The following is a 15368-nucleotide window of genomic DNA, read 5'->3' on the forward strand; positions in this document are numbered from 1 at the left end:
AGGAGGTGCCTTAGTGATAACTGAAAGAGCACTGAAAACATTAGAATATTATAAAATTAGAGAAGAAGTTTCGAAATACTGTACGTCTTCTATAGGAAAAAGTCATATAGAGGCGCTTGTTCCTTCTGTGGACTATGCAAAAGTAACTAAGCTTTTGGAAGAAATGGATGAAGGCTTAACTGTACTACGACTACGAGGTAATGTTCCAATGGGGGGAATCACAGATATACGTCCCCATGCTAAACGAGCGCAAATAGGTGGAATGTTAAGTCCAATGGAGCTTATGGAAACAGCAAGCACCATACGTGCAAGTAAAATTTTACGTCAATTTTTAGAAAATGTGTCGGAAACTGAAGATGTGGAGATAGCTCACCTTCTAGAAAAAAAGGAAGCCATTCCTATTCTAACTGCATTAGAACACGAAATAAATGATTGCATCGATGAAAATGGTACCGTTTTAGATAGCGCTAGTAGTACACTAAGATCTATTCGTCAGCAACTACGTATTTACGTAGGACGCGTACGTGAAAAATTAGAGAGCTATACTAGAGGTGCAAATGCATCTAAAATGTTGTCTGATTCAATTATTACGATTCGTAATGACCGCTATGTTATACCTGTGAAATCAGAATATAGAAGCCATTATGGAGGAATTATTCATGATCAATCTTCTTCGGGGCAAACGCTTTTTATTGAACCATCTGCAGTTGTTCAATTGAATAATGATATTCGGGGTTTGAAAGTAAAAGAACAAGAAGAAATTGAACGAATCTTAATCAAGCTAACAGCAGAAGTTGAAGTAGTAGGTCACGAAATTTTTCAATTAGTTAATATACTAGGCGAAATTGACGCTATTCTAGCCAAAGCAAAATATGGACAAGCGGAGAAATGTACGATGCCGCTTATTAATAATGAAGGATATATTAGGTTAGTAAAAGCACGACATCCACTTATTCCTGTAGACTCCGCTGTTACAAATACAATTGAATTTGGAAGAGATATTACGGCTATTGTTATTACAGGTCCTAATACAGGGGGGAAGACCGTTACACTAAAAACAGTAGGTTTATGTACTTTGATGGCACAAAGTGGAATACCAATCCCTGCTTTAGACGGTTCTGAAGTAGCTTTGTTTGAATCGGTATTTGCAGACATCGGGGACGAGCAATCTATTGAACAAAGTTTAAGTACATTCTCCTCACACATGGTCAATATCGTAGATATCCTAAAGAAATATGATGAAAAGTCTTTAATATTATTTGATGAGCTTGGTGCAGGTACTGATCCTCAAGAAGGAGCTGCCCTTGCAATATCTATTTTGGATGCGGTCCATGGAACAGGAGCACGCGTTATGGCGACTACTCACTATCCTGAACTAAAAGCATATGGCTATAATCGTCCTGGGGTGGCAAATGCAAGTGTGGAGTTTGATATTGAAACACTAAGTCCGACTTATAAACTGTTAATCGGAGTTCCTGGTCGCAGTAATGCATTTGAAATTTCGGAACGTTTAGGGCTTCCAACTCATATTATTTCCCAGGCTCAATCCTTTACTGGTACGGACCGTGGGGAAGTAAATTCCATGATTGCATCTCTTGAAGAAAGTAGAAGGCAAGCAGAAAAAGATGCGGAAGAAACAGAAGAACAGTTAGTAGAAGCACGTCAAGTAAAAGAAGAGTTAGAACAAAAACTATCAGAACTTGATAAGAAGAAAGAGCAATTAGAGCAAAAAGCAAAGGAAAAAGCAAAGAAAATAGTGGAAGACGCAAGACGTGAAGCGGATGAAATTATTAGTGAGTTACGAAAGATGCAAGCAAATACGCATAAGCTCGTAAAAGAACATGAATTAATTGACGCAAAAAAACGTTTGGAAGAGGCATTACCGAACAATCCGGTTCTTAAAAAACAAAAGAAATTAAACGAACAACTGAAAGAATTAAAAGCAGGTGACGAAGTAAAGGTACTTAGTTTTGGTCAAAAAGGTACATTGCTTGAAAAGCTATCCAACACTGAGTGGTCAGTACAAATAGGTATGCTGAAAATGAAGCTTGATGAAGCAGATTTGGAATATATAAAACCTGAAAAACAAAAACAAACAGTATCAGTTAATGCGGTTAGAGGAAGAGACTCACATGTGAAACTCGAGCTAGATCTTCGAGGAGAAAGATACGAAGATGCAATTATCCGTACAGAAAAATATTTAGATGACGCAATACTTGCCAACTATCCACGTGTTTCCATTATTCATGGGAAAGGCACTGGTGTATTAAGGCAAGCTATTCAACAATATTTGAAAAACCACACTCGAGTGAAAAGTTATCGATATGGAGAAGCGGGAGAAGGCGGACATGGAGTTACAGTAGTTGAATTAAAGTAAAATATTAAATTTTGAAACCTTTTATTTTGTTGAACGTAGAGTAAGAAAAGTTTAAAGGGGTTATTTAAATGATACTATTAAGTTTTTGGTCGAACCCACTTGTAGAGTCTGCTGGCTATTTTAGCGTAGTCATATTGTGCTTAGTCGTTTCCATGGTAATATTTGAAATCGTAACAAAGTATAAAAATTGGGCAGAAATCAGAAACGGGAATATAGCTGTTGCAATGGCAACAGGAGGGAAAATATTTGGTGTATGTAATATTTTCCGTTACTCAATTGAACAACATAATTCACTTTTTGAAATGATTGGATGGGGAGGGTTTGGCTTTTTCCTGCTCATCATTGCATATTGGTTATTTGAATTTTTAACACCCTCTTTTAATGTGGACAAAGAAATTGAACAGGACAACCGTTCTGTTGGTTTTATTTCTCTCATAATTTCCGTAGGTTTGTCATTTGTTATTGGTGCAAGTATTTCTTAGGAGAGATTAAAATGGAAAAATTATCGAAAGTGTTAATAGCAGTAGGCATATGTTTTGTTATAGTCGGAATAGTATATGTAGTAATCAATTAAGAATGAGCAGCCAACTCATTCATTTTTTTACAAGGAATTGAATTGTCATTCATTTTTCATTATAATCAAAAATAGGAATATTCACGCTATTATAAAACAAAGGGGGTTTTTATAATGACAGAAAGAAGATGGTTATCAAATTATCCACCTGAAATACCGCATACGCTTGATTATGAAGCTATTCCAGTTCAAGAATATCTAACTAGATCGTATAAAAAGTTCCCATCAAATGTTGCTATTCATTTCATGGGAAAGGATATTACGTACAAAGAACTCTATGAATCTTCTTTAAAGTTCGCGAATTATCTGCAAACTTTAGGAATTCAAAAAGGTGATCGAGTAGCTATTATGTTGCCAAACTGTCCACAAGGGGTTATTGGATACTATGGCGCACTTTATGCAGGGGCAATTGTTGTTCAGACAAACCCATTGTATACTGAAAGAGAAATATCCTACCAAATGAAAGATTCGGGTGCAAAAGTTATATTAGCAATGGACATTTTATTCCCTCGAATCTCAAAAATTTTAAAAGAGACAGAGCTTGAAAATATTATTATTACAGGTATTAAAGATTACTTGCCTTTCCCTAAAAATGTAGTGTATCCATTTATTCAAAAGAAGCAATATGGATTTAGTGTAAAAGTAGAGCATCGTGGTATGAATCATCTATTCCCTGAAATTATGAAAGTCGCAAAAGCGGAACCTATTAAACTAGAGTTTGATTTTGAAGAAGATATCGCTCTTTTACAATACACTGGGGGTACAACCGGATTTCCTAAAGGAGTTATGTTGACACATAAAAATTTAGTATCGAATACTGCTATGTGTACCGCTTGGAATTATAAATGTGTTGAAGGAGAAGAAAGTATCTTAGGAGTCCTTCCATTCTTTCATGTATATGGCCTGACTACTGTATTGATTTTCTCCGTAATGTTAGGGAATAGAATGATATTATTACCTAAGTTTGATGTGGAGACTACACTTAAAACGATAGATAAGCAAAAACCAACTATATTTCCCGGTGCTCCAACAATTTATATCGGTCTTTTAAATCATCCTGATATTCAAAAATATGACTTATCCTCGATCGTTGCTTGTTTAAGCGGTTCAGCTGCTTTACCAGCTGAAGTTCAAGAGAAGTTTGAAAAAGTTACTGGTGGTCGATTAGTGGAGGGTTATGGTTTAACAGAGACTTCCCCTGTTACCCATGCTAATTTAATATATAGTGACGAACGTGTAAAAGGATCAGTAGGTATTCCATGGCCAGACACGGATGCTGCTATTTTTAATGTTGACTCGACGATTCCGCTACCTCCTGGTGAAATAGGTGAAATAGCTGTTAAAGGACCTCAAGTAATGAAGGGCTATTGGAAACGTCCAGAGGAGACAGCTATGTCGATGCGTGATGGATGGTTTTTAACAGGTGATTTAGGGTATATGGATGAAAACGGTTTCTTTTACGTTGTTGATCGTAAAAAAGACATGATAATAGCAGGAGGGTACAATATTTATCCTCGTGACGTTGAAGAAATATTATATGAACACCCTGAAGTCCAAGAGTGTGTTGTAGCAGGTGTACCCGACCCTTATCGTGGGGAAACGGTTAAGGCGTTTATCGTTTTAAAAGAAGGTGCAAGAGTTACAGAGGAAGATTTAAATCAGTTCTGTCGTGAAAATCTAGCAGCTTTTAAAGTTCCTAGAATCTATGAATTTAGAAAAGAACTACCAAAAACAGCTGTCGGAAAGATATTACGAAGAAAGTTAATTGAAGAAGAAAAAGAAAAATTAACACAAGCACTCGAGGCATAATTCAAGATTGACATTCAGAAAAATTAAATATAATATAAAAATATGAATGAATCATCATTCATATTTTTATTTTGGTGGTGAATTCATTGAAGAAAGACAAGCCTAAGTATAAACAAATTATCGATGCGGCAATTATTGTTATTGCAGAAAATGGCTATCATCAATCACAAGTTTCAAAAATAGCTAAACAAGCAGGTGTAGCCGACGGTACGATCTATTTATACTTTAAAAACAAGGAAGACATTTTAATCTCAGTTTTCGAAGAGAAGATGGAGATGTTCGCAGATAATTTAAAAGTTATTTTAGAAGAAAATACGACATCCTCCGAGAAATTATTTAAAATGATCGAAAATCATTTTAATGTATTAGCAGAAGATCATCATTTAGCAACAGTGACTCAATTAGAGTTAAGACAATCTAATTTAGCGCTAAGACTAAGAATCAATGAGATACTGAAAAACTATCTAGTTTTATTGGATACTATATTAAAAGAAGGAATTGAAAATGGTGAATTTGATCCAACGATCGATATTCGCTTAGCAAGACAGATGGTTTTTGGTACAATTGATGAGACGACTACTACTTGGGTAATGAATGAATACAAGTATGATTTAATTGCCTTAACAGAAAAAGTACATCGTCTATTATTTAAGGGGTTAAAAGCATAACAAAGGGGAAGTGAACAGATGGAATTTTTGTCATGGACTATTGAGGGTGGAGTAGCAACAGCTACGATCAACCGTCCGCCAGCAAATGCGTTGGCAAGAGGGGTTATATTAGAAATAAATGAATTACTGGATGCAGTAGAACACGATGAATCTGTCCGAGTTATATTGTTAAGGGGAGAAGGAAGATTCTTTTCAGCAGGAGCTGATATTAAAGAGTTTACTTCCATTTCTTCAGGAGCAGAATTTTCTGAATTGGCAGCAAGTGGTCAATCTATCTTTGAAAGACTAGAAACATTCTCCAAACCAGTCATTGCTGCAATTCATGGAGCTGCACTCGGTGGTGGTCTTGAACTAGCAATGAGCTGTCATATAAGACTAGTTGCAGAGAATGCTAAGCTAGGGCTACCTGAGTTACAACTAGGATTAATACCTGGTTTTGCAGGAACGCAACGTCTACCTCGTTATGTTGGTTTTGCGAAAGCGGCAGAGATGTTATTAACGAGTGATCCAATAAGTGGCAAAGATGCTGCGCAATTTGGACTTGCAAATCATGCATATCCGGAAGAAGAGCTATTTAATAGAGCACAAGAACTTGCAAGTAAAATTGCAACTAAAAGTCCTATTGCTGTTAAAGCAGCACTTGAAATGCTTCAATTTGTCAAACCGGCGTCATACCATGAAGGCGTGAAAGCGGAAGCAAGTGCATTTGGAACCGTTTTTGTTTCGGAAGATGCAAAAGAAGGTATTACTGCATTTTTAGAAAAAAGAAATCCTGTATTTAAAGGGAAGTAAAAATAATAATAAGATGCAATAGGAGGAATTCTACATGAATATTTATGTTTTAGTAAAACGTACATTTGATACAGAAGAAAAGATTGTTGTAAACGGTGGCAAAATTCAAGAAGACGGAGCAGAATTCATCATTAATCCATACGATGAATATGCAATTGAAGAAGCTATTCAAGTTCGTGATGCACATGGTGGAGAAGTAACTGTCTTAACGATGGGCGGAGAAGACGCTGAGAAACAACTTCGTACAGCACTAGCGATGGGAGCAGATAAGGCGGTTCTAATCAATACAGAGGATGATGTAGAAGAATTGGATCAATTTACATCGGCTTATATTATTTCTGAATACTTAAAAGATAAAAATCCAGACTTAATCTTAGCAGGTAACGTTGCGATTGACGGTGGTTCTGGTCAAGTTGGTCCGCGTGTTGCAGAATTACTAGGCATCAATTATGTTACAACTATTACTAATTTAGAAATTGATGGAACTACAGTGACTATCAAACGTGACGTAGAAGGAGATACAGAAGTTTTGGAAACTTCTTTACCACTATTAGTAACAGCTCAACAGGGACTAAACGAACCACGTTACCCATCATTGCCTGGAATTATGAAAGCAAAGAAAAAACCTCTAGAAGAATTAGAGTTGGATGACTTAGATATTGATGAAGACGATGTAGAAGCAAAAACAGAAACAATTGAAATTTATTTACCTCCTAAAAAGGAAGCCGGAAAAATATTGGAAGGCGATTTAGCTGACCAAGTAAAAGAGTTAGTTCATTTACTTCATTCAGAAGCAAAAGTGATTTAATCATTTTCTTTAGAAGCTTCACATTTAAGTAGAGAACTGATTATGAACGAATTTATATTTAAAATAGGAGGAAATAAACATGTCTAAAAAAGTATTAGTATTAGGAGAAGCACGTGAAGGTGCTTTACGTAATGTATCATACGAAGCAATTGCCGCTGCAAAACAAATTTCAAGTGGCGGAGAAGTAGTTAGTGTTCTCTTAGGAGATTCAGTGAAGGATTTTGCTGGTGAATTAGGAAAATTTGGAGCAGACCGCGTTATCACTGTAGAACATCCTCATTTAAAACAATATACTTCTGATGGCTACGGGCAAGCATTACTTGCTGTAATTGACCAAGAGCAACCAGAAGCTATTGTTTTTGGACATACTGCATTAGGTAAAGATCTATCACCGAAAATTGCTAGTAAATTACAAGTTGGCTTAGTATCGGATGTTACATCAATTGAGGGTGAAGGTGATTCAGCAGTATTTGTTCGCCCAATTTATTCTGGTAAAGCATTTGAAAAGGTTAAAGTAAAAGAAGGAATTGAATTTATTACGATCCGTCCAAATAATATTGCACCACTTTCAAAAGATGATAGTAAATCAGTAGATGTTTCTTCGTTATCTGTTGATATTACGAATCTACGAACTATTATTAAAGAAGTAGTTCGTAAATCTACTGAAGGTGTTGACTTATCAGAGGCAAAAGTGGTTGTTGCTGGTGGACGTGGTGTGAAGAGTGAAGAAGGTTTCGCGCCTTTAAAAGAGCTTGCAGACGTTTTAGGTGGGGCAGTTGGAGCATCTCGTGGAGCTTGTGACGCGGACTATTGTGACTATTCACTGCAAATTGGTCAAACAGGAAAAGTTGTTACCCCAGACCTTTATATAGCAGCAGGTATTTCAGGAGCTATCCAACATTTAGCAGGTATGTCTAACTCGAAAATTATTGTTGCGATCAATAAAGATCCAGAAGCGAATATTTTCAAAGTAGCTGACTATGGTATTGTAGGAGATTTATTTGAAGTAATTCCAATGCTTACAGAGGAATTTAAAAAGTTAAAAGTAAACGCTTAAAAAATTGCTCGGCTCTCTTTGGAGCCGAGCTTTTGCTTGTAGGAGAGTAAGGGAGTAAGATGACACCCCTGGGGTTGTCCAATAAATAAGAAAATCGTTGAAATGGCTCCCTTTCCGCAGGGGTTACCTCTACCTCCTCGCTACGTTCCAGGGTCTTCGATTAACGCTCTTACCGCAGGGAGTATCGCCTTTTTCAACGATTTTCTATATGTTGTTTGGAGGCACCTCGATCTCCCGCTAAAAGCGACTGGTAAGCTTCGAAAATCAAATGCTTCAACAGGTGTAAGCTAATATGTAGAAGTAGCAATATGAGTCTGCTATAATCTATCTATAGTTAACCAAAGGAGGAATTTTTTTATGGCAATAGTTCACGGAACAGATCAAACCTTCTCTCAAGAAGTGGAAAAAGGATTAGTATTAGTAGATTTTTGGGCAACATGGTGTGGCCCTTGTAAAATGATTGCTCCTGTTTTAGAAGAAATGGATGCTGAAATGAGCGATAAAGTAAAAATTGTAAAAGTAGATGTAGATGAAAACCAAGCAACTGCAAGTCAATTTGGCATCATGTCTATCCCAACTTTAGTATTATTTAAAGATGGGCAACCAGTAGACAAAGCAGTTGGTTTCCAACCAAAAGAAGCATTAGTTCAATTTGTAGAAAAAAACGCATAATATTAAACCGGGTGTCCTGAATGGTGCCCGGTTTTTTTAAACAGGTGATAATATGAATGATTTGATTCAGCAGAAGTGTGCAATTTTACCAGATCAACCTGGTTGTTATTTAATGAAGGATCGACAAGGTACTATTATTTATGTCGGTAAAGCTAAGATACTAAAAAATCGTGTGCGTTCTTATTTTACTGGATCTCACGATGGAAAAACCCAAAGACTTGTTCAAGAAATAGTTGACTTCGAATATATCGTTACATCGTCTGAATTAGAAGCATTAATACTCGAGCTTCATCTTATTAAAAAACATGACCCAAAGTATAATATCATGCTAAAGGACGATAAGACGTACCCATACATTAAAATTACAGCTGAAAAGAACCCTAAACTTATTATTACAAGACAGGTTAAAAAAGATAAAGGGAAATATTTTGGCCCCTATCCTAATTCTCACGCCGCTCATGAAACAAAAAAGCTATTGGACAGATTATATCCATTACGTAAATGTCAGAAAATGCCTAATCGTGTTTGCCTATATTATCACATGGGACAATGTCTAGCACCATGCGTGAAAAAAATAGAGGAATCCACTTATAACGAAATAATTCAAGAGATATCTAGCTTCTTAAATGGCGGACATACAACTGTGAAGAATAATCTGACGGAAAAAATGAATGCTGCTGCCGAAAGTTTAGAATTTGAGCGTGCTAAGGAATATCGAGATCAAATATCTCATATTGAACAAGTGATGGAAAAACAAAAAATGACAATGAATGACTTTACTAGTCGAGATGTATTTGGGTATTCCGTTGACAAAGGATGGATGTGTGTCCAAGTATTCTTTGTTCGACAAGGGAAGTTAATCGAAAGGGATGTTTCTTTATTTCCTATTTATCGTGATCCCGAGGAAGAGTTTCTAACATTTTTAGGTCAGTTTTATGCAAAACCAGAACATATCAAGCCAAGAGAAATTTTTGTGCCAAATAGTACAGATTTGCATTTAGCAACTGAATTACTAGAAATGAAAGTCATAATACCTCAAAAAGGAACCAAAAAGAATTTAGTAGATCTCGCAGAGAAAAATGCAGTGTTGGCTTTGAATGAGAAATTTCATCTTATTGAGAGACAAGAAGAACGTACTATTGGTGCTGTAGAAGAATTAGGCGACTTAATGGGTATCGCAATTCCAAGTCGAATTGAAGCTTTTGATAATTCGCATATACATGGAACGGATGCAGTATCAGCAATGGTTGTTTTTGTAGATGGTAGAGCATATAAAAAAGATTATCGAAAATATAAAACAAGAACAGCTGCCAAACATGATGATTATGGAGCGATGCGTGAAGTAGTAAGAAGAAGATACACGAGAGTTTTAAAAGAAAACTTGCCTTTGCCTGATTTAATCATTATTGATGGTGGAAAAGGTCAAATAGAGGCTGCACGAGAGGTTATCGAAGATGAATTAGGATTAGATATTCCCATTGCAGGTCTTGCGAAAGATGGAAAACATCAAACTTCCCAGTTGTTATTTGGAGATCCAATGGAAATTATAGCGATGAAACGAACAAGTGAAGCGTTTTACCTATTACAGCGAATACAAGATGAAGTACATCGTTTTGCAATTACATTTCATCGACAACAGCGTGGAAAACATACAATTGCTTCTTCATTAGATGGTATCGAAGGAATTGGGCCAAAGAGAAAGACCTTATTATTAAAGCATTTTGGTTCCATTAAGAAAATGCAAGCGGCTAGTAAAGAAGAATTCATGGAGGCAGGGCTTCCTGAAAAGTTAGCAGATATAATGATAGCTCATTTTCAGAAAAAGTTATTGTCTTCTGAATAGTCTTATGTTATGGTTGAAACAATTTAATATTCACTTTAAGTGAAGATAGAGGTGCGAATTGACAAGAGTACTCAGCAGAAGGATGAAAAGATCCTGTGATGGTTGAGGAAAGGGTCGTTCGCCGAAACATAGAAAAGCTTTTCCTTTTCTTATGTTGGTTCTGCATTTAATAAATGTAGAATTGTCAGAATGCAATATTCTGGAGGGCTATCTCACATGGACAATTCTTTTGACCGTGTATGGGACAAAGCTTTTCACAATATGTGAGAAGCTTTTTTTATTCAGTTATCGTCCCAACTCCAGCGCCTTATTATGATGCAAACATAGGCGGTTGCATTGATAGATAATGAAATAAGGGAGAAGATGTTCATGAGTAAAATCGTAATGAAATTTGGTGGTACTTCCGTTGCCACTACAGAAAAAATTGCTAACGTTGCTAGAAGAATTCAAATGGAGAAAGAAAAAGGTAATGAGGTTGTAGTAGTTGTCTCAGCTATGGGAAAATCTACAGATGAACTAGTGGATTTGGCGAACGAGTTATCGGATGCACCATCAAAAAGGGAAATGGATATGCTTCTATCAACAGGAGAACAGATCACCATGTCTCTATTGGCCATCAAATTAAGTACTTTAGGAATAGATGCAATTTCTTTAACTGGATGGCAAGCAGGATTACAGACAGATGATGTACATAGAAATGCCAAAATCCTTACGCTCGAACCTTCCAAAATTTTGGACAAACTTTCGGAAGATAAGGTAGTGATTGTTGCAGGTTTTCAAGGTATTTCCACACAGGGAGACATTACAACACTTGGTAGAGGTGGATCAGATACCTCCGCAGTGGCAATTGCAGCTTCTATCGGGGCAGAAATTTGTGATATCTACACAGATGTAGATGGAATATATACTTCAGATCCCCGATATATCAAAAATGCCCGGAAACTGGAGCAACTTGAATATGATGAAATGTTAGAACTTGCCAACTTAGGTGCAGGTGTATTACATCCAAGAGCAGTTGAATTTGCAAAAAACTACAAGATACCATTACGTGTACGCCCAAGTTTTAGTGAGGAAGAGGGTACAATTTTAAAGGAGGAAGTCGATGTGGAAAATAATTTAGTTGTTCGAGGAGTTGCTTTTGAATCCGATATAGTCCGTTTAACAATCGAATATGAAGTACCGTTTAATGGGTCATTAGCTTCTATATTTACGACACTTGCAGCAAATCATATAGATGTTGATATAATCGTGCAGTCGATAGTGGACGGTGTAAAACCAGCAGTTTCATTTTCTATCAAAAAAGATTCATTAGCGGAAGCGATTACGGTGTTGGAATCCAATAAACAAAATCTTGGCTTTACATTTGCTGACTTTGAAGTAGGTCTGGCAAAAGTCTCGATCGTTGGCTCGGGTATGGTTTCTAATCCCGGTGTTGCTGCCCAAATGTTCGATCGTCTTCGAAAAGAAAATATTCCTGTGAAGATGGTAAGCACATCAGAAATAAAAATATCTGTCGTCGTACCTCAAACGGATATGATTTCAGCGGCTAATGCCTTACACAATGAATTTGGTTTAGAGATTGCATAACAAACAAAAAAGCAATGTACGGTTTTTTTGTACATTGCTTTTTTGCATCATTATAAAATAGTAGTTTTTAAGTCCCATTTAACTTGAAAAGTGACGATTCCATTTTTCTTTTGCTGTTCGTCATAGCATTCTGTTAAATAACCACCAATTTTCTGCTGTTGTTCAGCTAAAAAACCAGCTTCTAATCGATGACTTCTGCCTTTCCCGCTTTGTGGCAAATTTAAGGTTTGTAAAGTATAAAAAGCGGAATCTTTTGTCGTTTTTTCTAAAACTAAAATTCCCCAACCTGCTTCTTGAAAGAAAGAGGAGGCCTCTTCCATCGAATATAGGGGAAATTTGCGGGCTAGGTCTTTCCCTGCCCAATATAGAATATCTTTTTCATGTTTTCCGAGAATAGAAGCAAGAACGTGATCGCGTATTAATTCATATCCAAAGGAAGTTACATGTGAATGTTCCTTTTCATCCAAGTAGCAACCCTTCTTTCTAAGCTAAATTCTAATAATCTAGTTTATTTTATCATAAAAAAATTTCACTTGGTAAGGGTATATAGTATGTGAAAAAATAGTCTAATCATTATAGGGAAATGAATCATTTTACATTTTGAATAGTGGGAAAGAAATCTTGACGCTCTAGAGTGTTGAGAGTACAATGGATATGTCATAAATTCGAAACATGATGATGTGAGTACGGAATGAATCCTATTGTTCTATTACAATAGTAATCATTGCGTCAATTGTAAATCTGAGGGGGGTAACTGTTTTGTCGAAAGATCGCGAATTTTACTGGCGCCGACTACATTCACTATTAGGAATTATTCCTGTTGGATTGTTTTTGACGCAACATTTGATCATTAACCATTTTGCTACTAAAGGACCAGAAGCATTTAATGGGGCAACACACTTTATGGAGAGTCTTCCATTCTTATTATTCTTGGAAGTCTTTGTAATTTACTTACCGTTGATGTTCCATGCATTTTACGGGGTTTATATTGCATTTACTGCAAAAAATAATCCGAAAAACTTTGGAACACTTCGTAATTATTTGTTCATTTTACAACGTTTCACTGGAATCTTTCTTGTTGTATTCATCGCTTGGCATGTATTTGAAACAAGATTCCAAGCAGCTATTGGAGCGAAAGAAGTTAATTTTAACATGATGGTTGAAATTTTATCAAACCCATGGATGTTAGGCTTCTATATAGTAGGTGTAATTTCTGCTACCTTCCACTTAGCAAATGGTATTTGGTCATTCCTTGTAAGCTGGGGAATTACTCAATCTGCAAAATCACAACAAATTGTTACTTATGTAACATTAATAATCTTCCTAGCGTTATCTGTAGTTGGTGTACAAGCTCTTCTTGCGTTCGTATAAGATCCTTCTACACGTTCAACTACTATTAAAATGAGGAGTGAGATTGACATGGCAAAAAGTAAACTTATTGTTGTCGGTGGTGGATTAGCCGGATTAATGGCAACAATGAAAGCGGCCGAAGATGGTACGCATGTAGATCTATTTTCATTAGTTCCTGTAAAACGCTCACACTCTGTTTGTGCACAAGGCGGTATTAACGGGGCTGTAAATACAAAAGGTGAAGGAGATTCACCAACAGTACATTTAGATGACACTGTTTATGGCGGAGACTTCTTAGCAAACCAAGGTCCAGTAAAAGCAATGACTGATGCTGCACCTGGAATTATAAATTTATTTGATCGTATGGGTGTAATGTTTAACCGTACACCTGAAGGATTATTAGACTTCCGTCGTTTTGGTGGTACATTGATGCACCGTACAGCGTTTGCTGGTGCAACGACTGGTCAACAACTTCTATATGCTTTGGACGAGCAAGTACGTCGTTTCGAGGTAGACGGTCTTGTTACAAAATTCGAAGGATGGGAATTCCTTGGAATAATTAAAGATAGCGAAGGTGTTTGTCGCGGTATTAAAGCACAAAACCTTAAAACTATGGAAATTCGTGCTTTCCGTGGAGATGCTGTTATCATGGCTACTGGTGGCCCTGGTATTATCTTTGGTAAAACGACTAACTCTATTATTAACACTGGTTCTGCAGCTTCTATCGTTTATCAACAAGGTGCATATTATTCAAACGGGGAATTTATACAAATTCATCCTACTGCAATACCTGGTGATGATAAACTACGATTAATGTCAGAATCTGCACGTGGTGAAGGTGGACGTATTTGGACTTACAAAGACGGTAAACCTTGGTACTTCCTTGAAGAGAAATATCCTGCCTACGGAAATCTAGTTCCACGTGATATTGCAACACGTGAAATTTTCGACGTATGTGTTAACCAAAAACTAGGTATTAATGGCGAAAACATGGTTTACTTAGATCTTTCACATAAAGATCCTCATGAACTAGATGTTAAACTTGGTGGTATCATTGAAATTTACGAAAAATTCACTGGTGATGATCCTCGTAAAGTTCCAATGAAAATCTTCCCAGCTGTTCATTACTCTATGGGCGGACTTTGGGTTGATGAAGATCAAATGACTAATATTCCTGGTTTATTTGCTGCAGGTGAATGTGATTATTCACAACATGGTGCTAACCGTTTAGGAGCTAACTCATTACTTTCTGCTGTATTTGGTGGAAGTGTAGCTGGTCCTAATGCAGTTAAATATATGAGAAATCTTGATTCTCATGCAGAAGATATGGACTCTACTATTTTCGATGCAGAGGTTCAACTTGAGCAAGAGAAATGGGATAAAACGTTAGCGATGAAAGGTACTGAAAATGCTTACTTACTTCATAAAGAGTTAGGTGAGTGGATGACTGATAATGTAACGGTTGTACGTTACAATGACAAACTTGAAGCTACCGATAAAAAAATCCAAGAATTACTAGAGCGCTACGAGAATATCAATATGGATGATACGCAAAAATGGTCAAACCAAGGCGCTTCATTTACTCGTCAATTAAAAAATATGCTATACTTAGCACGCGTTATTACGATAGGTGCACTAAAACGTAATGAAAGTCGTGGAGCACATTACAAACCAGATTTCCCAGAACGTAATGATGAGGAATTCTTGAAAACAACAATGGCTAAGTTTGATCCAGCTACTGGTGCTCCTGTTATTTATTATGAAGAAGTAGATGTATCACTTGTTCCACCTCGTAAACGTGATTATTCTTCTACGAAAGGAGAAAAATAAA

At 36.5% G+C, this 15368-nt stretch carries 13 protein-coding genes and 1 riboswitch; of the genes, 12 read left to right on the forward strand and 1 reads right to left on the reverse strand.

Translation table 11 applies throughout. The features are described 5' to 3' along the window. Positions 1 to 13 precede the first annotated feature (13 nt). The 10 genes from AM499_RS02400 (at position 14) to AM499_RS02445 (ending at position 12187) form a co-directional block, all read left to right on the forward strand. Positions 14 to 2377, forward strand: a complete 2364-nt coding sequence (locus AM499_RS02400) for an endonuclease MutS2 (protein WP_053588699.1) — start codon at positions 14 to 16, stop codon at positions 2375 to 2377. Between the two features lie 68 nt (positions 2378 to 2445). Further along, a complete protein-coding gene (locus AM499_RS02405) occupies positions 2446 to 2859 on the forward strand; it encodes a DUF350 domain-containing protein (protein ID WP_053588700.1) in 414 nt (137 codons plus the stop codon). A 206-nt stretch (positions 2860 to 3065) separates the two neighbouring features. Beyond that, a complete protein-coding gene (locus AM499_RS02410) occupies positions 3066 to 4760 on the forward strand; it encodes a long-chain-fatty-acid--CoA ligase (protein WP_053588701.1) in 1695 nt (564 codons plus the stop codon). Positions 4761 to 4846: 86 nt separating this feature from the next. Beyond that, entirely contained in the window at positions 4847 to 5428 is a 582-nt protein-coding gene (locus AM499_RS02415) for a fatty acid metabolism transcriptional regulator FadR (protein WP_053588702.1), read from the forward strand. 18 nt (positions 5429 to 5446) lie between these two features. Continuing rightward, positions 5447 to 6220 carry an enoyl-CoA hydratase gene (locus AM499_RS02420; protein ID WP_053588703.1) on the forward strand — a complete coding sequence of 258 codons (774 nt, stop codon included), beginning with the start codon at positions 5447 to 5449 and terminating at the stop codon, positions 6218 to 6220. Positions 6221 to 6254: 34 nt separating this feature from the next. After that, a complete protein-coding gene (locus AM499_RS02425) occupies positions 6255 to 7028 on the forward strand; it encodes an electron transfer flavoprotein subunit beta/FixA family protein (RefSeq protein ID WP_053588704.1) in 774 nt (257 codons plus the stop codon). A gap of 79 nt (positions 7029 to 7107) precedes the next feature. After that, positions 7108 to 8085: an electron transfer flavoprotein subunit alpha/FixB family protein gene (locus AM499_RS02430; protein WP_053588705.1), complete on the forward strand. Its 978-nt coding sequence runs from the start codon at positions 7108 to 7110 to the stop codon at positions 8083 to 8085. A 357-nt stretch (positions 8086 to 8442) separates the two neighbouring features. Next, the gene (gene trxA / locus AM499_RS02435; protein WP_053588706.1) at positions 8443 to 8757 is read left to right on the forward strand and encodes a thioredoxin; all 315 of its coding nucleotides are present in this window, start codon (positions 8443 to 8445) and stop codon (positions 8755 to 8757) included. A gap of 52 nt (positions 8758 to 8809) precedes the next feature. Then, the gene (uvrC, locus tag AM499_RS02440; RefSeq protein WP_053588707.1) at positions 8810 to 10600 is read left to right on the forward strand and encodes an excinuclease ABC subunit UvrC; all 1791 of its coding nucleotides are present in this window, start codon (positions 8810 to 8812) and stop codon (positions 10598 to 10600) included. A gap of 38 nt (positions 10601 to 10638) precedes the next feature. Beyond that, positions 10639 to 10818: riboswitch (Lysine riboswitch) on the forward strand. Positions 10819 to 10969: 151 nt separating this feature from the next. Beyond that, the gene (locus tag AM499_RS02445; RefSeq protein WP_053588708.1) at positions 10970 to 12187 is read left to right on the forward strand and encodes an aspartate kinase; all 1218 of its coding nucleotides are present in this window, start codon (positions 10970 to 10972) and stop codon (positions 12185 to 12187) included. Positions 12188 to 12237: 50 nt separating this feature from the next. Here the strand turns inward: AM499_RS02445 and AM499_RS02450 are convergent, their stop codons facing one another. Next, positions 12238 to 12654: a YslB family protein gene (locus AM499_RS02450; protein ID WP_053588709.1), complete on the reverse strand. Its 417-nt coding sequence runs from the start codon at positions 12652 to 12654 to the stop codon at positions 12238 to 12240. 292 nt (positions 12655 to 12946) lie between these two features. Between AM499_RS02450 and AM499_RS02455 the strand changes: the two genes are divergently transcribed. Beyond that, positions 12947 to 13558: a succinate dehydrogenase cytochrome b558 subunit gene (locus AM499_RS02455; protein WP_053588710.1), complete on the forward strand. Its 612-nt coding sequence runs from the start codon at positions 12947 to 12949 to the stop codon at positions 13556 to 13558. Between the two features lie 48 nt (positions 13559 to 13606). Further along, complete coding sequence (gene sdhA / locus AM499_RS02460; protein ID WP_053588711.1) at positions 13607 to 15367, forward strand: succinate dehydrogenase flavoprotein subunit; 1761 nt, start codon at positions 13607 to 13609, stop codon at positions 15365 to 15367. Position 15368: the final 1 nt, after the last annotated feature.

The organism is Bacillus sp. FJAT-22090, from assembly GCF_001278755.1.
Lineage (GTDB): Bacteria > Bacillota > Bacilli > Bacillales_A > Planococcaceae > Psychrobacillus.

Excerpts from the sequence above, each read along its gene's own strand:
- AM499_RS02425 (WP_053588704.1), top strand. The coding sequence starts at position 6,255 with ATGAATATTTATGTTTTAGTAAAACGTACATTTGATACAGAAGAAAAG.
- sdhA (WP_053588711.1), top strand. The coding sequence starts at position 13,607 with ATGGCAAAAAGTAAACTTATTGTTGTCGGTGGTGGATTAGCCGGATTA.
- trxA (WP_053588706.1), top strand. The coding sequence starts at position 8,443 with ATGGCAATAGTTCACGGAACAGATCAAACCTTCTCTCAAGAAGTGGAA.
- AM499_RS02430 (WP_053588705.1), top strand. The coding sequence starts at position 7,108 with ATGTCTAAAAAAGTATTAGTATTAGGAGAAGCACGTGAAGGTGCTTTA.
- AM499_RS02405 (WP_053588700.1), top strand. The coding sequence starts at position 2,446 with ATGATACTATTAAGTTTTTGGTCGAACCCACTTGTAGAGTCTGCTGGC.
- uvrC (WP_053588707.1), top strand. The coding sequence starts at position 8,810 with ATGAATGATTTGATTCAGCAGAAGTGTGCAATTTTACCAGATCAACCT.
- AM499_RS02410 (WP_053588701.1), top strand. The coding sequence starts at position 3,066 with ATGACAGAAAGAAGATGGTTATCAAATTATCCACCTGAAATACCGCAT.
- AM499_RS02445 (WP_053588708.1), top strand. The coding sequence starts at position 10,970 with ATGAGTAAAATCGTAATGAAATTTGGTGGTACTTCCGTTGCCACTACA.
- AM499_RS02420 (WP_053588703.1), top strand. The coding sequence starts at position 5,447 with ATGGAATTTTTGTCATGGACTATTGAGGGTGGAGTAGCAACAGCTACG.